The sequence below is a fragment of the Bacteroides sp. K03 genome, assembly GCF_019734355.1.
In the GTDB taxonomy this organism is placed as follows: Bacteria; Bacteroidota; Bacteroidia; order Bacteroidales; family Bacteroidaceae; genus Bacteroides; species Bacteroides nordii.
Window position 1 is genome coordinate 175,253 of sequence record NZ_JAASHC010000005.1, and the last position, 20,797, is coordinate 196,049.

Consider the following 20,797-nt stretch of genomic DNA (forward strand, 5'->3'; position numbering starts at 1 on the left):
TTGTTATTTATCCACTATCTGCTTACAATGAAATAAACGTTATATATAGAATCATTATTTTTTGCAGACAAAATATACATTCCAGGATTTAACATGTCAATTGGTAACATGTTGGTTCCATCCGGTGAATGTTGTATTACTTTTTCTCCTTTGAGTGAATAGACTGTCAGTTTTTCTACGTTTCCCAGAGAATAATGGAGCACTTTATCCGCTGGATTAGGGAATATTGTGAATCTTTCCTGATGTTCATTCTTTATACTGGTGGTAAGAAGTTCAGTGGATCCTTTCACAATACCTCCATCTGTTGTATAAGCAGTAATTTTAACGTTTCCAGGTGCATGCTTAGTCAATATTCCGTCTTTAGTGACAGAAGCAATAGCCGGATTTGAACTTTCCCAATGCAGTATCTTATTGGTGGCATTGTAGGGTAGAACTGTTGCTGTTAATTTAACAGATTCACCGATAGTACAATGGATGGGATCAATAATAATGTTTTTTACAGGTATTCCGCCGGATTGATAATAGAGTATGCCATTGTAACTGGCTGACTGGTTTTCTGTAAAAAGTCCAACTCTTGATTTATTATAATGTTCTTCTATAGTCAGTAAATGTACATCATCTAAAAATAGATGTAATCCATCTTCCTCTCTACGACAACGTAGGAAGTAACCTGCGGAAATTTCTTCATCGAAATAGGCAGAGAAAGCCCGGGACGCTTTTCCATCGTAGTTCGTTACCTCCATGCGAATTGTAGTAGTTTTTACTGGTGAAAAACTAAAATGATTGAATTCAGAGAAACGTAAGTCACCTTCGAGTTGAGCATTCAATGGAACCCATGTTCCATCTTGCAAAGCATAAAATTGCACCGTCTTTGGTAAATCGAATGTCTGGTTTAAATACGGATAATTTCCCTCAAACCAAAGGATATCTATTCCTGAAATAACTGATTCATTTCGAAAGTCATATTGATATGATGAAGTAGGATATTCATCAAATGTATAATAACGGAGGATTTTTTTCTTCAATGATACAGAATGGGACTGTATAGGAATTCCGTTTTCTTTTCCTTCAACATCGAATGTATTTGTTTCATAGTTTATTGTTGCGCACACATAATTTTGGTCATCCAAATACAGTGGATAATATCCTATTTTTCCTGAAGTAGGTATCTTATTATTTTTCATATAAGCTGAGAATTCATAATTCCATGCCGGGTCGCCTTTGAGAACTACTTTTTTACCCTGATTACCAGATTGTATAAGTCCATCGGTAGTCACGTTCCATATACCTGATACATTTTCCCATCCGGTGATATTCTGATCACATTCATCCCAACCCATAGTATACTGAATGGCATCGAATGAAATTTGGTCTGAAGTAGCTGTGAGTCCTACCGTTCCTTTACCACTAAAAGGAGTAATGATGTCTCCGTCTATAGTCAGATTGAAATAATCTAATTCAATCCGGAAACGATTACCATTTTTGTAAACTAATAATGTATGCCAGGGTTCCTCATAGGTGGATACCCGTGAATCATTCTCTAAAAAGGCAAACTTTTGGGGTAGATCTTTAGTCGATTTTGTAATTTTTCCGTTTTCATTTATTTCAATTTCCCATGTTCTGTCCTTTCCAATAGAAACTTTCATCCAGTTTTGTTCATTCTGATAAAAAGCATATACCCCAGCCTTACCATTAGATTCTTTGATACGAAAAGGAACTTCAAATCTATAATTGGTTTCGTGCTCTCTCTGAAAAACTAACTCTCCGCCAGTCGAAGCAGTCGGTTGGAGTATTCCTCCGTAAATTTTCCATGGAGAGTTCTCTAAGAATAAAAAAGGATAATAAATAGAATAGTCGCAATAGGTTATAAAGCTTGGCTGTGCTGGTTTCGGACGATATCCTGAGGTGTTTTTTACGGTACTGGTTTCAACGACTACCTCTTTATCATAAAAGTGAACTCTATCAATGGCTTGTTGCTCACTTGCATTAAAATAGGCCTTATACATTACCCAACGTTCGAAACCGTTGGGGCCGACTATAATATTGGGTTGGGCAGGGGCTATGACAATATCTTCTGCATCCTGATTTCCTGTATCGTAAAGTCCGAAATCGATGAATTGCTGACAGTTTGAATCTGCAACAATACAAGGGCTTTTTGCCTCTACAGCGATGATGTTTTCTCCTTCAACCAACATAGATGGGTTAATTTGTAACATGCTGTATGTATTATTACTTGTTTTTATATTGATTTTATTTCCATTAATATAGAAATTAGCATCAGCGAATACCCAATGTTTCAATGCAACTTTCAAAGGTATCTGATCTAACTTAAATTTTCTCCGGATATAGATGCGGGTTGTGTTCCATTCGGTCTTTCGCGCACGTATTTTGGCGTTTGTGAGTTTTCCCTGATGACGATCGTATTCTTGTAGCCCATACCCTCCTTGAGCAATTGTCCATGAATTATCGTTAAAATCTTTAGCAGTCCAACTGTTGGCAGGCGTAGTTGTGGTGTATTTTGAGGTCCAGCCTCCATGTTCTGCTGTATGTAGTATCACTTTATAATTCAGTAACTGTTGTTCTGTATTACGAATCATTACAGGGTTTGGATATTTTTTTGAATTATCGAAATTCATTGGTGCGTCACTTACAGCCACACCAACTTCATACATACCGGAGCGGGGACCCATTCGGTTTGATACAAAGAAATTGTAGTAATGTCCCCTATATTTATACATTTCAGGACCTTCAAAGTTGTGGTGGTTGACACTGGTCGGGTGTCCGGGTTGATGTGTTATTTGTACGTTTCCGACTGTAATATCTTTGCGTGAAAAGGGAGAGTTCATTTTAAATGTCCAAACTTCCGGCCCACTGATGGTGGAAGCAGTACCAGTTAGTGGATGTGGGTCGAACCTGTTTCGTTTCTTTATCCAATAGATTTCACCGTCTTCATCCTGAAAAACTTGTGGGTCAATTCCATAATCATCAAAAGGTTCATCAACAGAGGCTTCCTTATAGGGACCGAGTGGGGTAGCCGAATAGGCATGACCGATACCATTCCAGTAAGTATGGAATACTCCGTTCCGATAAATAATGTCACCGGCTGCCACTTCAGGATAAACATACGCTTCCGTCCATTTGGGATCATTCAACCATTTGGCCCCGTTTGTGGTTACCGACTGTACGCCTTCCGTCCAATTAACCAAATCCTTTGACATACGTATTTTTCCCTTAGTACCTCCCCCCATTGCATAATAATAACCCATGAATCGTTCCACACATCCATCCCTTAAACCGAATGTTACAGGGTTACTGAAGCTTTTTAGCGTAGGTTGGGCATATATAGTCTCAGAAAAAAAAGTAATAATAAGAAATATTAATGCCGGAAGAATAAGTCTATACTTATTTGGCTTTTTGTTTTTCATACCTTATATTGTTATATTTACAATTTGTCTGATTATTAATCAACCCGATAAAACAATAAAGAAATTATTCTTTTATGATTTTCTGGTTACTTGTTTTAGAGGTGTTTTTTATATTTACAATATACATACCTGCCGGGAAGCTTCCCATGCTAACGGGTGCGGAATCTTGTTGCGTATGCATCAGAATCCCTGTTTGGCTGAAAATACGAATGGATTCAATCGCTTCTTTTGCCTTTATAATTAACATATCTTTTACAGGATTGGGGTAGATGATACAATCAGAATCCCCTTTTAATGTTTCAACTCCACTCATATTGGAATTATCAGCGGTTGTTACCGTGAGATTATCGAATAATACATTCGTATTATGAGAACGGAAACCGACTTTTCCGGATATGAAAGGCGATGGGTCCGTATAATCGATTTTGGGAGTAGTCATATTATCCACATAAACTTTGATGTTTGCTCCTTCCACTACCACTCTGATATGATATTTTTTATTCAGAGTGAAAGAACCGGGACTGGTGGCTAAAGATTTCCAATTATAATTATGTTTTCCGAGAGTGATTTTATCAGTACCGATTCCAACAAAATAACCTTGAAGAAAATCTGTTCCTAGCCGTGAATCGTTATTTTCTCCACCTTGTGAAGGATTGTTTACTCTGAAAATAAGTCCTGCATTCATTCCATTTTTATAGGTCACGTCGCAATCAATCGTATAATCAGTCCAACCAATATTTCCTAAGGCACGTTTGCCATACCCGTTAATACTTGCTTGTCCGGATACGATTGACCAGGCACCGTCCGTATAATTCCAATTTTTACTAAACGAGCTGTCAAATGTATCTGTAACAGTTACCGATGTATTGTTTCCGTCTCTGAATTGCATCTCATAGAGTTCAAATTCACCTTCTACCGCTTCAATTTTCAGGGTTTGATTCCCTGCTGCCAGATTTACTCCTTTTATTGTATATACTTTCCAAGTGTTATTTGTATTGGGAAGCTGGATTGCTCCGGTCAATTCTGTTTCTCCTTGGTATATCTTTATTTGGGCGGTTGCATTTGTTGTGAGGTATTTAATACCGATATTGTAAACTCCCTTAGTTTTTACATTCACATTGTATTTATACCATTCGCCTGTCTGAATGGCACTGATATGAAATCCGCCATTGCTGTTTTTACTGATGTCTACATTGTCATTCCTTACGTTTTGATTACTTGAGTCACCTGTATTTTCAACCGTTAGGTCATGATAACCAACACCTTCTCCTCCGGTATTGTAATGGATTGCTTGTATATCGCCCGGTACAGGCTTGTAAACATCAAAAATACCGGAACCATTTACCTTATCACTTATTGCAATATACGAAAAGTGTCCATTGCAATTATGAGTCATGTATCCAATTTGTCCTCCGTTCAGATTACTTGTTAGCGTAGCTTTGTACAATCCATCAACAAAGAACTTATAGTTTTGTACATTTTTCTCAATTCGGATGCTATGCCAGACACGATGATTGAAACCAACAGGAAGTTCATAGTTTTGTGTCGTTCCCCAAACATTATTGATTCGGAAATTAATTTCTAATTGATTGGAACTACTGTTTAGTAAGGCTACTCCATAGTTTTGTTCATCCTTGTATGAGAAGACGGCTCCGAGTTTTGCGTCATTTTCGTTTATTCCAGCTTCTTTCATCGTAAATTCAGCGGTATAATCGGGTGCTGAATACGGGGTGAAAATAGCTTTGTATTCCGTATCTGTTTTATCTTGTGACAGCAGATCTTTGTTTTTAATACTCCAATTACCTCCATTAGGCATAGACCAATCAGCTCCGATATCAGTTCTTTCAAAGAAGTCGGCATTTGCCAATGCGGGTTGCTGCTGTGCCCAGTTAGTAGGACCTAAAATTAGTAGTTTGTCGCCATTCCAAGCCATGCGATCGTAATTGAATTTTCTACTTGGAGCCATTCCTCCGCCTATTCTCACTAAATTATGATATGTAAAATAGTACGTATCCAGGTCGGGGCCGATGAAAGCGGTACCATGCCCTAGTCCGATAAAACTTCCCTCTGTTTTTATGAGCACCGGATTTTGCTCCATTTGCGGAGTATAGATATTAATGGGATTTTGAGTCGTATTCATTGCATAATCTACTCTATAACCGTTAGACCACACATGGTTACCTGTATACAGTAAGTAATAAATACCATTTCTTTTGATAAGGCATGGAGCTTCGGTCCATTGACCGTTCATTTGTGTATTCAATCCGACGCTCTGTCCGAATGTTGTTGGATTCGGCATGGCGCATCCTTGAATACCGGCACTGTTTGCATGATAAAAGTACCACTTTGAATCATCATCTATAAAAACCGAACCATCTATTTTCTTTCCCAAATTTCCGGTGACAGGAACAAAAGGTCCTGTAGGACTATTACTGGTTAATACATAATGACCGTTACCTTGTGGAGAAGTATACATATAGAAAACTCCGTTCCAATATATGACTTCCGGTGCATATGCGTTCTTTACAGTGGGATCGGTTGAACAGACGATTGCTTCTGACCAATTAATCAAATCTTTTGATTTCCAACATTTAATTTCCACGTCACGGCTACTTGAATACATGTAGTAGGTTCCCCTGAATTTAAATATATAGGGATCACCTATACCCATATCTGCTTGTCCTGAAACATTCATGGGGTTTTGCCATGTTTGAGCAAAAGAGAATGAAGTTATAAATATTAAAAGGATAATCAAAAAAATCTTTTTCATATTTTTTATGTTTTAATTATAGATATACGATGGTCAAGTTTCAACTATTACTTTGTATACTCAGTGGGTTTAACTCCAAATTCTTTTTTAAAACTTTTTGTGAAATAACTTGGATCTCCAAACCCTGTTCTAAAAGCTGTTTCAGATACGTTATAGCCTTCCATAAGATACTCACAGGCCTTTTTTAAGCGCTTTTTACGAATATAATCTCCCATAGAAATATTCAATAAACTTTTCATTTTTACATGAAGAACGCTTCTACTCAAACCGAGGCTTTGAGTAATATCTGAAATAGAAAAGTCATTATTGTCAATATTATTCTCAATGAGCTCATTTAGTTTGTTAATAAACTCCTTGTCAAATTTACTCAACGATGCCGATTCTACATCAGCCCCCATTGCTTTCCCGATTTTTTCACGTTGTACCTGTTTTACCTGGATGATATTTTTTACTTGAAGTTCCAGTATATTTGGATCAAAAGGTTTCGGAACATATGCTTCTGCTCCACTTTCATATCCTTTTATGACATCGTCCGTATCTGTTTTGGCTGTTAAAAGGATGACTGGTATGTGTGATGTCGAAAGATCATTTTTCAGATTTCGGCATAGTGTATTTCCATCCATTTCTTCCATCATTACATCTGAAACCACTAAATCTATAGGATACTTATGGGCGATAGCCAAAGCCTCAACTCCATTTTCAGCCAGATAGACGTTATATTTAGAAGCAAAAACGTCTGAGAGAAATTTGAGTAATTCCACATTGTCTTCTACGAACAAAATAGAATGTCTTGATTCTGTATCCCGATCCGCAAGAGAAGTATTTGTTCTTACCTGCTCCAAATAGGGAATACTGAATTTGTATTGCTCCAGAGATTTAGTGGTGGTCTTATTTTGCACACTAAAAGCTGATTCTGAAACATTTAGATTGACAACAAAACAGGTCCCTTTTCCTGGTTCACTTTCAACTGTAATATTTCCTTTATGAACAGTCGTGAATTTTTTCACAAGAGCTAATCCTATTCCCCAGCCTTTAGAGTTTAGATTGTGTCCCCGTTTCGTTTGATAGTATTTATCAAATATGTTGTCAAGTTCTTCTTTAACAATACCTATGCCTGTATCTTTGACTTCGATACGTAGATAGGTGTATCCGTCAGGATTGTCTGTAATTGCTGCATTGATGAAAACTCTACCACCTGGGAGAGTGAATTTGATAGCATTAGAGAGTAAGTTATTAGTTATTTTCTCGACATAAGAAGGTGAGAACCAAACTTCCTCATCGTTGTTCTCGCAATGAATATAGAGCGATATTGATTTTTCAGCAGCATTTTCTTTAAAAAGCTGTGCTATGTTTTCAATAAAAACCAGTGGGTTGTCCTTTTGAATATAGAACTGAAAATCTCCTGATTCTATTTTATTGAAAGTGATCAATTCATCAATCAGTCCGACCATCTTGTTTGTGTTCTTTATGGCCATTTCCAACCGTTCCGATGACTCTGGTAACAGTTCTTGATGTTGAGAGATGTATTTAAGTGGTGCCATAATCAGTGATAAGGGCGTTTTCAATTCGTGAGAGACTGAAGTAAAAAAGTCCATTTTTGTCTGATTAATCTCTTCCAATTTTTCTTTTTCCATGTTGGCTGTCCGGATAGCATTTTTCTCTTTCAGTCGGATGGAAAAAATGCGATATATGAAATAAGAAATCAATCCTGCTATCATAAAATAGAGCATAAAAGCCCAAAGTGAGAAATAGAATGGGGGACGTATAGTAAGTTCAATTTCTTTAATAGGTGAGCGATCCCAACCTTCATTAGAATTGTTTGCTCTGATTTGTAATTTATAACTTCCGGCAGGAAGATTTGAACCGACAAATTTACGTTCTTTTCCTACGTTCCGCCAATTCTTATCAACTCCCAGTAAACGGACTTGGTAATTGATTGTACTAGTATTTCCTAATGATATAGCTGTATATTCAATACTGAAGGAACGGGATTGGTTATAAGAGAAAGTGAGGCTTGGCGTTTCGTCCAGATCTGTAGTTAATGGAGAATTTTCACTTTTGGATGTGATGGTTTGATTGTTAATCGTTAAGTGTCCCAGGTGGACATGAAAAGGTCCTCTACTCTCTTTCATTGTTTTGGGCGTGAATGAAATAAGCCCATCCACACTACCGAAATAGAGTAATCCGTTTTGAGCCTGAATAGAGGATGAAAAATTGAACTGATTGATCGGTAGTCCGTCTTCGACGGTATAACAGACCAATGTACTGCGTTCTTTATTGAATTGGTACAATCCTTGATTCGTACCGATCCATAAACGATCGAATTCATCTTCAATTATACTGCAGATAGTACTGCTGGATAACGAAAGTTCATTCTTTAATGTTCTGATTTTTAGATCCGAAGGATCTATGAACTGTAAACCGTTGTTGCTTGTACCTATCCAAATGATATTCTTTGAATCCTGATACAGAAATGTAATATAATTATCTTTGAGTTGAGAATTTCTTGCTTTTGCGGTCCATCCATTGATTTCATTGGTTTTTACATTAATATGGAAAAGACCGTTATTCCGGGTTCCAACCCATACATCATCTTTGTTATCTATCAGAATATAGTATATGAAATCAATATCGAGTATTGGATGATTCATTGGTAGAAACATTTTTTTCTCCGGATCATAATATCGTAATCCTCGGCTTGTACCTATCCAAAGTGTTCCATTACGTTGCTTTTTGATGGAAAAAATAGCATCTGAGGCTAGACCATTTTTAGCATCGGGCAAATACCGTACGGAAGTTCCTGTTGAAAGATTATAATTAAATAGGCCATTTCTGAAGGTACCAATCCATATATTATGATTTGTATCGTCATAAAATAACTCGTGTATATTATGCCCTAATTGTTTTATTTTATCAAAAACATATATTTCGTTAGTGATTGTGTTGTAAATGTTTAATCCACCATCTTCTGTCGCTATCCAAAGGATATCTTTTTGTGGCTCGATTAATTTACGAATTACCTTACCTTTGATGTGTTTAGGCGTATATCCTGCCTCTATCCAGTGAATTTGTTCATTGTTCTTTAGCAATACATTGATACCTCCGAAGTAGGTTCCAATCCACATATTATCGTCTTTGTCGGACAAAATAGTGTATATGGCGTTGTCATTCAATTTATTGTTGTCTACGAAGTCTTGCTGGAGTATCTCTGATGTTCCATCTCCGTTAAGTATTGTAATTCCTTTTTCTGTTCCGAGCCAGATTCTACCTTTTTTATCTTCGGCTATTGTGCGTACTGTTCCATCGGATAGTATGGATAAATCGGGTATGCTGATTGAATCGGAATTAAGGTTTATGTTCATCACACCTTTTCCATTTCGTCCTATCCAGAGGAGTCCTTTCGAATCGAAAAACAGAGGAATAATACCGTCGTTTTCCGGAAGAAAATCTGAAAAGTAAGTGGGGTTTATTTGGGTCGTTTTAGAAAAAGAGGTATCATAATAAAAGATTGAATGGCTAGTCGATATAAAAAGACGATCCTTCGCATCTATTGCCATTGATATAATAAAATAAGAGTCCTGACGCGGTTGTAAAACGAATTCATCTGTTTGTTCATTATATATATAGAGCTGGTCGCCCCCACATATTATCTTTCCGGTACTTGTCTCAACAATAGAGAATACTTTGGGGCTGGGTAAATTGTAGCATTTAAAATCATCTGTGGCAGGCTGATATCTGCATATTCCTTCATACGTGCCAATCCATATTCGCTTCTTGCTATCCTGATACAATGCTTTAATAAAATTATGACTTAGTGAGTGAGGATTATTCTTTTGATTAAAATAGCTGACAATATTGTACCCGTCATAGCATGACAGTCCATTGCGTGTTCCTATCCATAACTTACCCTTATCATCCTGCATTATCTTTTCGATTTGTTGGTGTGGAAGTCCTTCTTTACTTGTGATATGCATGAAGCGATTACTTGCTCGCAACATTAGTTGTGTGGGAGCAGATAATAGAAAAAATAGAATAAGGAATAACAATTTGTACATATATTGCCAGCAATTAATAAAACAAAAGACTAGTACCTATTTTATATTAACTTTAATGGTCGACACAGCTTCCATAGCTGGGTTTCCAGGTACAGTAGATACCAATCGATAAATAACGTCGTTGGTAAAGTCTACTGTAGAGGCTCCTGATATCTGTTCTGTGTCTCCAATGTAGACTTTGTCCGTAGCCGAATACAATGTGAATTCAGGTACAAGATTACGGATATCCGTACCTGCTGGTAAAGTCACATTCATTTCGAACGTACTATAATCAAATTCTGAACGGGACAGTGTTCCTTTAGAACCAGCTAGTGTAAACGCATTAAATTCCGGATAATACAAAGTATATAATTTGTATGGACGAATTGTTCCATAATTCGATTTTACTTGGATATCGATCGGGGTAGATAAATCATACTTACTTGTATTCGAATATGCTTTTCCATTGAGAAATACTTTCGTTGAGTCCGATGGTATGTAAAAACGCAATCTTTGAGAAAGCGATATGGAAGGCATTGATGTGCTATATTTTACTTTACGCGGAAGCTTCATCAACCATTCATCGTTTTCCATTCTTTTAGCAAAGACTTCATCATACAACACCTGAGGACATGACAGTCTCTCGATTTCTGTTTCATTGTCAATTACTGTAACTGTGTATGAACAGGTGTCTCGTTTTAAATCTGTAGCAAGATCCGTATAAGTAGAAGCAACACATACTACCTTATATATTCCGGGTACTGAATAAGCATATGTGAACAGGTCTTTGTTCATCACAAATCCTGTATTGCTCTGGTCACGAAGATTATAATCATGCATGTCATCACCTGTATAGATAACAGTCTGATCGGCCGTACCGGTAAAGTTGATAACCATTGACTCATTGATCGTTAGTTGTAGCTTATTGATGTGCATCTCAGCATGAGGTGGGCGAGCATTCTCATCTTCACAAGAAGCCATGAATAAAATGAGACACATACCCAATAACAGTTTTATACTTATTTTCATTTTATGACACATTTAATTAATAACCTGGATTTTGTTTCACTATTCCATTAGAGATATCAATTTCGCTTTGTGGTATAGGAAAGATTTCATTAACTCCTTCCCGGAAGAAGTAGCCGCGTTTATTGGATTGCTTGGCACCAAATGCTTTAAGTACACTTGCTGCTCTTTTTTGACGGACCAAATCGAAAAAGCGATCCCATTCGTAGCTGAGTTCAATACGACGTTCTTTCCATATCTGATCCCGCATATAGCCATAGCCTCCTCCGAGATAGAGAGTGGCACTATTATTTATAGTATTGGCTTGAGCTTTGCTTTTATTTAGTTGTTCTAATGCCCGTGCACCTTGGTGGCACTCATTTAATGCTTCCGCATACATTAGTACAACTTCTACATAACGAATTAAGCGTCTGTTTTTACCATTGTCACCGCCATATTGCGGACGATCTTTTAAAGGCGTATACCATTTTAATGAAACGATCTTACCTGGTCCACAATTGTTTATTTCTCCATCGGGGGCATAATCCTGATGTCCGCTAACAGTGGCAATACGAGGATCATTACCGAATAACTCCGCCCTTATGTCACTTTTTATCCATAACATAGTACTTGGAACTGCGTACAGTTTATTATAGATAGAAGAACCCTCGTTCGTATCTCCTGTAGAACCATCTGCTGATTCTTTAAATACAACTTCAAAGATAGATCCTTTACAGAATTCTCCGGTTTGATAAAACTGATCAAGATATTCGATAGCATTACCATAGTAATCTTTATAGCCAAGTGAATAAGCATTTTGCAATGCAAGTAATTCTGTATCTGTAGTTTCATAAGGGTCTGTCCGAGAAATCAATTCTTTTGGCATAAACCAAAGACGTTTACGAAGAGTTTCCCAATCTTCTACTGAAGTGTCGAATTTGAGAATTTCTCCAAAAGTCATTTTTTTACCATCTATAAAGTATTCGCCTAGGTTTACCATTTCCTGCCACTTCTCAGATTGTATCCCGGGAGTAGCCTGGTACATGAGTACTTTCATCAGCAATGCTACGGCTGCGGCACTACTTGCCTTACCTGCATCTGCTCCCATATAGCGTGCTGGCAACATGATAGCAGCTTCTCTAAGATCTTTTTCGATGTAAGCATATACTTCAGTGACAGAGCTGCGAGGGATAACAAAATGATCCATTGTCTCTATTTCTTCACGAATAGGTACGCCACCATATGTTTTGACTAAGTTGAAATAATATAAAGCTCTTAAAAACTTAGCTTGTCCCAATATTTCCCGTACAGTCTTATAAGAAGCGTAATCATGAACCGATAACTTTACTTTGTGTACATTGGCTATTACCTGATTAGCGCGTTGTATCCCTTTATAATTAATTTTATATCTGTCTTCTATCCAAGTGTTTGATGTATTAAATCTGAACTGTACCAATTGTCCCATTTGAGTGCTCAGACTTTCATCGCCTCCTACCACATCATCGGCACAGGCTTCACCGAAACGGCACTCACATTCATTAAAAAGGTCCATTTGTAGCACATCATAAGTTGCATTCAAAGCGGCTTGTAATTTATATTGTGTATCGTAAAAGTTTTCGTTTGTGGAACTTCCAAGGACTTCTTTTTCCAGAAAATCACTACACCCGGTTAAAAGTGTCGACGAGAAACTTAGGATAAGCAGTGCATTAAATAAATTCTTATTCATAAGTCGGTTGTTTATAGTTACAAAGCAATTTTAAATCCTATCGTAAATGTACGTGCCTGCGGATAATTTCCGTGGTCCACTCCCATATTAAGATTGTTACCTTCTGTTCCCACTATTTTACCTACTTCCGGATCAAATCCGTTATATCGTGTGAACGTTACCAGATTGTAAGCTCCTACATATAGAGATAAATTTGACAGATATAATTTGGAACATACCTTTTCTGTGAAATTATATGTAAAGCGAAGTTCCTGAAGACGAATGTAAGAACCGTCTTTTACATAAAAATCGGAGGCTCTGAAATTACGAGGCATATCATTGGGATCGAGATCGGGAACGGATGTATTGAGATTTCTTGGAAAGAATTTTCTCTCATCTGTTAATTGACCAGACCAGTGTTTACTGCGAATATCTGCATAGACATTCCCTGAACTTGCATTGTTCAAGTAATAATCCATTACGTTGAATGTTTTATTTCCGGTCTGTCCCTGAAAGAAAAGACTCAGGTCAAAATTGGCATAACTGAAAGAGAGTGGTACTCCGAAAACGAAATCGGGTAGTGGAGATCCTAAATATGTCCGGTCCTCTGCCGTAATACGACCATCGCCATTCAAGTCCTTAAAACGAAAATCTCCCGGACGTGTGATTTGATCGAGGGCATTTTTCCCGGGTTCGTATTGTGCACTTGCTTTTACTTCTTCATATGTATTGAAAATGCCGTCTGTTACATATCCGAAAAAGCTACCAATCGGTTTTCCTACAGCTGTTTTTGTTACAAAGTCAACAATGCTCGACTCGTCCAGTCGTGCTCCGTAAATAGGTTCATTGCCTGTACCCAAACTCATTACTTTATTTTTAATATAGGATATATTGAACCCTATTTCATATCTAAATTTGTTTATGCTATTCTTATGATTCACAATTAATTCCACACCACGATTACGGACAGAGCCGGCATTTGTCATCGGAGAATCGTCAAGGCCTGCCGATAAAGTGACAGGAACACGTAACAACATATCGGTGGTTCGCTTGTCAAAGAATTCCAGTCCGATTGTTAGTCTGTTTTTAAAAAAGCCCATATCAAGACCTATATTAACGGTTTCCGTTTTTTCCCATCGAATGTCAGGGTTCCCGATAGTTGTTGCAGTAATACCCGGGTAGAGGATGTGATTTCCTATTCCGTACGGATAATTATACTGTGTATTTAACAGCGTATAGCGGGACATTTCATCGATTCTGTTATTTCCTAACTGTCCCCATCCTATACGAAGTTTACCTAACGAAAGCCAATCGGCACTTTCCATAAAAGATTCGGATGAGAATTTCCAACCCAATGAAACGGAAGGGAAGAAGCCCCATCTTTCCTGTTTGGCAAAAATAGAGGAAGCGTCGGCACGAAAATTCGCCTGAAGCAGATAGCGGTCAAGTAGATTGTAGTTTATTCGTCCTACAAAACCTAATGCACTCCAATGGCGGTCACGTCCATAAGTTTTATCACCTGTATATCCACTCGACAAATACCATAGGTCGGATGAATTGCTTGCAGTGCCTTTTCTGTTCGACTCTTGAAAACTATAACGGTAGCCTTCGGCTGTCTGACCTGCCATGATTGTGATGTCGTGTACATTATTATTCCAAATAAATGTGACTAAATTATTAATTTCTCATTTATTAGTCAGATTTTGACGCTTATATATCGTAGTCAGGTCATTGGGCATCTGAAAATCTTCTTCTAATTTATTCACCTCATAAAAATTAGAAAGTGTTTCGGGAACAATGTAGTCCGATACTTTAAACTGATAGGTTAGTTGCTTTAAGAGTTGGGCAGTAAGACTTAAGTTCATATCAATACGGTGCCTACTCATCTTATTGTGGTTACGTTCCAATACTGCAATCGGATGATTTTCGGAAAAATATCCTTTTGAATTGTATGTGTAAATCATTGGATTTTGAAACAGAGCTTGTTTTAGTACGCTACTTTTTCCTTCGGGTACAATCTGGCGGTTTTCATTTGTGTACATGATGTTTGCATTCATGCTTAACCACGATGCCAGTTTACTATTCAGATTGATGCGTGTGTTGAAACGTCTGTATCCGGAAGTCTTTACAATTCCATTTTCATTATAATAACTTCCGCTGACCATGTATTTATGTTTGTCATTTCCTCCGGATACTGAAAGGTTATATTGTTGTTTGAAACCGGTTTGAGTGATTGCATCCCACCAATTATTAGGAGAATTATTTCTGATTGTATCGACAAGGAAAAATTTATATTTATCGTAATAAAGTTCTCCGGATGAGTTTTTAGAATAATATAGTTGACCGTCAACAGAGTAATTTGACAATCCATTAATATAGTCTTGCATAAGGGCGTATTGCTCTACGTCCATTACTGATATTTTTTTCCAAGGAGTGGAAACCCCTACGAAGCTATCAAATGAAATTTTCATCTCTCCTTTTTCACCACTCTTGGTAGTTATCAACACAACGCCATTAGCACTACGTGCACCGTATACGGCACTTGAAGCTGCATCTTTCAATATTTCAATATTAGCAATGTCGTTTGGACTTAGGTGGTCTATCCCGTCAACAATAAATCCATCCACTACGTAAAGCGGATCGGCGTCATTGACTGTACCTGTTCCTCGAATCTTGATGGTTGTATTACCTCCTGGTGCACCGGTGTTTTGAATAATATTCACACCGGAAGCTTTACCCTGTAAAGCTTGCAAGGCCGATGCAACCGGGACATTGTTTATTGCCTCACCTGAAACAGAAGAGATGGCTCCTGTTATATCACTCTTTTTCTGAACACCATATCCTACAACAACCACTTCATCCAGCAATCTGCTTTCTTCTTCCAGCAATATTGTCAATTGATGGTTGTTGGTAACAGTTATTTTTTTACTTGTGTAGCCCATATAGCTGACACGAAGAGTTACGTTAGAGGCTACTTTTAAGACGAATTTTCCGTCCAGGTCAGTTACTGTACCATTTGTGGTACCTTCTTCCACTACAGTGACACCAATGAGTGGCTCTTTGCTTTTGCTGTCCAATACGGTTCCCGATAGTGAAAAAATGTTCTGCCCATATGAAGCAAGCGTAAACAATAGGGCTGCAAGGAGTGCCGCCATCTTATAAAATTGATGCTTATTCATTCAATAATTAGATTTTAAATAATCGTTCATCTAATAGATTAATACAGAAACCGTTTTGATTTTTATATAGATCTATTTTTTCTTGTTACAAATTATTTTTAGACATAAGAATAAAAGAATATATTTTATTTGATATACAAATTTTATTTCTTTTTCTTATGTCTAAAATCTATATTCAGCTCATGTTATTTAGTTTACGAGTAAGCTGGAAACAAAAGAGCCTTCTGTACAAGTGAACAAAACACGGTAAATTCCTTTAGTAAGAGAAGATATATTAACTGAATTTGTAGTCAATTTAGTTTCTTCTTTTATCAATCTTCCGGAAATATCGTATATCTTTATATTTTTTACATTTCCCTGAACATTGAAATTGAATTTATCGGATGCAGGATTTGGATAAATAATTGCTTCTGTCGGTACCTGGGTCGTTTTAATACCTGTTCCTTCCATCTCTGCACGGGTTCTGAACTCTAAACTCTTATCTAAATCATCGGCATCCTTTACAGGATCGTATCCTTCTTTGCGGTAGTGATAAATATACAATGCTTTGCTTTCATCATTCGTGGCAAATAGAAGATCGCCATTCAGGTTGCGTAATGTGTGGACTTTGTCACCGGCCGGATTAAAATTAGTAACACGAACCGGGAATTGGTCTTTGTTGTCTATTCTGAAAAGTTTTTCTTTATCTTCAGCTACTGCACCACCTGCATTCCACCAATACAAACTACCAGAAACTACAGTGAGATCTTTTACCCAATGACTAAGTGAACCGGGAGCCTTATCCGACTGCATAGTCACTGTTACTCCATCGGTATAGTGTAATTCACCACCGAAATTATTCGGTTTTGTTGCATCGTTGCCAGTGTCGGCACAGAACATATATACTCCGTCAAATTCGACACCAGGGTCAGCAAAACCATTCTTTTCATTCGTAGGATCGTTCACATTAATATCAAAAGTAGTATAATCTTCTTTTTCCAGATTTGTACATGCTAGTTCGAATCCTTTTTCCGGGTCATATCCGCGATAATATATTTTTCCGTTGTATGGATATATACCAGGGCAGGAAACTCCTCCACTGCGTGGCTTTGAGTTTGCATCCAATGAAGGGTCTGTATCCTTAATTTCATATGTACCTTCAGGGGTACCATCACTGGCCCAAGGTTCAGCACCGTGTTCGATAGTCCATGCTTTAAAGAATAGTTTTTCATTATAGAAATTAACCAAGTTATCGAGAGCTGAGGATCCGGTTCCAGTAGTTAACATTTCCGTATTAATATCCATAACCAGTTTGGTACCTTCGCGGGTTCCGTCTGTTACCCAAAGCTCTTCACCTACCGTACCATCTGTATTATCTGCTTTAAAGAATACTTTTCTTCCGACACGGCAATAAGGAGTTGACCATGTAGTTCCGTAAGATTGTCCGGGAAATCTTGTATCACATTCATAAATCAACTCAGTTCCTTCTGGAGTTCCATCGCTGACATACAGCCACCATTGTTCCCCTCGGGCAGCATCATAATTTTCACTCTCAAAATCTTTGGCCCCGAAAATAAATTGGGTTTCATTGATTTGTGTAAACCCGCGCGGATCCGAAGAAGCCCACTCATGAATATTCTTTACCATGTAAGTACCTGATTCCGTTCCGTCCGAAATCCACAATTCCATACCATTTTCTCCATCATCGGCACCAAATACAACTTTGTCATTGAAACGTGTCAGATAATTTACATTTGAACCGGAGCTGCCCGGCCAAATGTCTTTTACCATGTAGGTTCCTTGTTTCGTTCCGTCGGTTACCCAAAGCTCTTCGCCGTGGGTAGCGTCTGAAGCTGCAAAAAAAGCCTTATATCCCTTCGATTTTTCTCCTGCAACTACCAGATCCTTCTTTTTACTACCTTTTTGTTCCGTTGCAATATTTGCCTTTACTCCTTCCGGAAGAAGACTTGTCATACCTTCCGGCAATGATTGCGATACTACACTTCCTGCCATTAATGTAGCGATCAGAAGTGAAAAAGTACTTTTTTTCATGTTTCAACTAATTTAAATGTTAACAATTTGATTTTGTGTAAAATAATTCAACTAACATTACATATGTTTATTTGTTATTTTCATTTTCAATCTCTCTTTCTTTCAACATCTTCTTTATTTCCTCTTTAGCTTGTTCACGAGACTTTGAGAAGATTTGTCGAATACGTTTCATATCGAATTTCTCATTCCGATCGTATGTGTAGATGCCATTCTTTTCCAGTTCCACATCGACTATCTGTGTGTAACAGAATCCGATGATGTGGTCGAGGCTCAGAATAACATTAACTTGTTCTTCCAGTCTTCGGTAGAATTCTTCCAGCGTTTTGGGAGGGGCACCATACCCCCAGAACTTTTTGGGATCACTGACTTCAGGTGCTTTCATCTCCTTGAACCATTGTATACCTCCGAATTCATCGATTATATATGCTTCTCCTTTATAAGGTGCACTTTTGTCGGGGCGGAATACATAAGGATAACCCTCTTCGTTTAAAGCTAATTGTTTGTATAATAGGACGGGATCCTGGACGTAAGTGTGTTCAGCATAGATATCGGTAAATCCGGCGTGGTATCCGCCACTTGTAGTTACTACTGGACGAGTACGGTCTATGCGTTTTGTAATGAAATAGAGATCGTTCGTTAATCGGGCACGTTGACCGTCAATATCATCCTTCCAGGTTTCGTTCAAAGGTGACCATATTACGAGAGAGGGGGCATTGTAGTCACGATATACACATTCTTCCCATTCGGTAATCATGTTGCGGGCTGCCATTTGGTCTTCCCATTTTAGTCCCCAACTGGCGGATTCACCCCAAGTGAGATATCCCAGTTTGTCGGCCCAATAAAAATACCGTTGTTCGAACACTTTCTGATGTAGGCGGGCACCATTGAATCCGGCCTCCTTACCCAATTCGATATCTCTTTTCAATTGAGCATCGTTGGGAGCAGTCCATTGTCCGTCGGGATAATATCCCTGATCAAGGACCAGTCGTTGATAATATGGCTGGTTATTGAGGTAGAATGTTTTCCCACGAAGTTCCACCTTCCGCATGCCTGCATATGAGTTAACTTTGTCAATTGTTTCTCCCTTGGCATTCAATACAGTAAACTCAATATCATAAAGGAAAGGGGACTCAGGTGACCAAGTTTTCACGTTTTTCAGTTTGGCGACAATGAACGAACTTTGACTTGAGGGAACTTGCTGTACGAAAATTTCTTTTCCATTATCTAAAATACGAACTTTAAACGAGGTTTCTCTATCTATATTGTAGAATATCGGTTCGAAAATAAATTTTTTGTTATCTAAATCGGGGGTAATACGGCAGCTTTTCAAGCCATCTTTTGCTATGGCTTCCATCCAGACTGTTTGCCAGATACCTGTAACCCGTGTGTAGTGGCAGCTGTAAGAATTTAGGCGAAGTGACTGTTTACCGGCTGTTTGTAATCCTTGTCGTAAATCGTCTTCTACATATACTACTAAATTACTGATAGAACCAGCTTTAACATATGGAGTAATATCTACAGAGAAAGAGGAGGAGCCTCCGTAATGGATAAAAACCTGTTGTCCGTTAATATATACGATCGATTTATAATCTACTCCGCCGAAATTAAGCAGAATACATTTATTTTCCCATGTAGCCGGAATGGAAATCTTACGCTGATACCACATTGCATTGATGAAGTCTTTGTGCTCAACTCCCGAGAGTGAACTTTCCGGGCAGAAAGGAACTATAATAGATTGTTCGAACCCTTCGGAATTATATAAAAAACGTTCCATACCACTCTTGGAAAAATCAAATGTGTAAGTCCATGTTCCATTTAAGTTTATCCAATCTGCTCTTTCAAATTGTGGGCGGGGATATTCGGGACGGGGAATATTTATAGCATAACAAGAGGGTATGATTATTATTAAGAATAATCCCAAAAACAGAATAATCTTTTTTTTCATATTTTAGTGTTTTACATTATGAATATTAGATATTGTATTAATTAAATCACACTGCAAATATAGTGGTCCCCCCAAAAAAACACAGGTAAAAATGTGCTGAAAAAAGGGACTATTGTTTTGATGATCATCTTGTGAAGTACGTAGTGGGCCCATTTACTGTTTTTTTAGTTTCGGGGATAGTTTTAAGGAGTAGATATAAGAAGGTTACTTTTCGTATGGCATTAAATTTATATAGTCTATTTAATGAATATCTTTCTATTGATTGAATGCACTGATAATTATCAGATGCTTTGAAAAAATATCTGCAACCGATAGATTGAGATTGGATGAAAATTGTATTTTCAATGAAAAAAGATGGGCAGTATAAAGAATATTTGATAGCTTGTATCTATGGTATGTGGAGTATTAAGATATCTTTTTATTTCTCATTATGGTGTTTCTGTGATTCTCAAAGTCTGTATTTACAACTGGTTTAAAAAAAGAAATCCTGAAAGTCAATAATCTGACTATCAGGATTCTCTTGAGAGCGGAAGACGGGGCTCAAACCCGCGACCCTCAGCTTGGAAGGCTAATGCTCTATCAACTGAGCTACTTCCGCAATTTTTGTGGGCAAAGATGGATTCGAACCACCGAAGTCGAAAGACAGCAGATTTACAGTCTGCCCCATTTGGCCACTCTGGTATTTGCCCTTTTTTGCTTTTGA

Annotated in this window: 7 protein-coding genes, 2 tRNA genes and 1 pseudogene; all 10 read right to left on the reverse strand. The window is 37.7% G+C overall.

The features are described 5' to 3' along the window. Positions 1–14: 14 nt before the first annotated feature. The 10 genes and pseudogenes from HCG69_RS06200 to HCG69_RS06245 all read right to left on the reverse strand — a co-directional run bounded on the left by HCG69_RS06200 (position 15) and on the right by HCG69_RS06245 (position 20,783). Positions 15–3,425, reverse strand: coding sequence for a family 43 glycosylhydrolase (locus HCG69_RS06200; protein WP_221649327.1), 3,411 nt, complete (start codon positions 3,423–3,425; stop codon positions 15–17). A 64-nt stretch (positions 3,426–3,489) separates the two neighbouring features. Further along, entirely contained in the window at positions 3,490–6,195 is a 2,706-nt protein-coding gene (locus HCG69_RS06205; RefSeq protein ID WP_221649328.1) for a family 43 glycosylhydrolase, read from the reverse strand. A gap of 47 nt (positions 6,196–6,242) precedes the next feature. After that, on the reverse strand, positions 6,243–10,250 hold the full coding sequence (locus HCG69_RS06210; RefSeq protein ID WP_221649329.1) for a two-component regulator propeller domain-containing protein: 4,008 nt from the start codon (positions 10,248–10,250) through the stop codon (positions 6,243–6,245). Between the two features lie 36 nt (positions 10,251–10,286). After that, positions 10,287–11,258, reverse strand: coding sequence for a DUF5017 domain-containing protein (locus tag HCG69_RS06215; protein ID WP_221649330.1), 972 nt, complete (start codon positions 11,256–11,258; stop codon positions 10,287–10,289). A gap of 16 nt (positions 11,259–11,274) precedes the next feature. Next, positions 11,275–12,960 carry a RagB/SusD family nutrient uptake outer membrane protein gene (locus tag HCG69_RS06220; protein ID WP_221649331.1) on the reverse strand — a complete coding sequence of 562 codons (1,686 nt, stop codon included), beginning with the start codon at positions 12,958–12,960 and terminating at the stop codon, positions 11,275–11,277. Between the two features lie 17 nt (positions 12,961–12,977). Next, positions 12,978–16,118: pseudogene (locus HCG69_RS06225) on the reverse strand (SusC/RagA family TonB-linked outer membrane protein). A 189-nt stretch (positions 16,119–16,307) separates the two neighbouring features. After that, the gene (locus HCG69_RS06230) at positions 16,308–18,149 is read right to left on the reverse strand and encodes an ELWxxDGT repeat protein (protein ID WP_221649332.1); all 1,842 of its coding nucleotides are present in this window, start codon (positions 18,147–18,149) and stop codon (positions 16,308–16,310) included. A gap of 67 nt (positions 18,150–18,216) precedes the next feature. Beyond that, a complete protein-coding gene (locus tag HCG69_RS06235; protein WP_221649333.1) occupies positions 18,217–20,094 on the reverse strand; it encodes a glycoside hydrolase family 2 protein in 1,878 nt (625 codons plus the stop codon). Positions 20,095–20,619: 525 nt separating this feature from the next. Continuing rightward, a tRNA-Gly gene (locus tag HCG69_RS06240) sits at positions 20,620–20,692 on the reverse strand. An 8-nt stretch (positions 20,693–20,700) separates the two neighbouring features. Beyond that, positions 20,701–20,783, reverse strand: a tRNA-Tyr gene (locus tag HCG69_RS06245). Between the last annotated feature and the right edge of the window lie 14 nt (positions 20,784–20,797).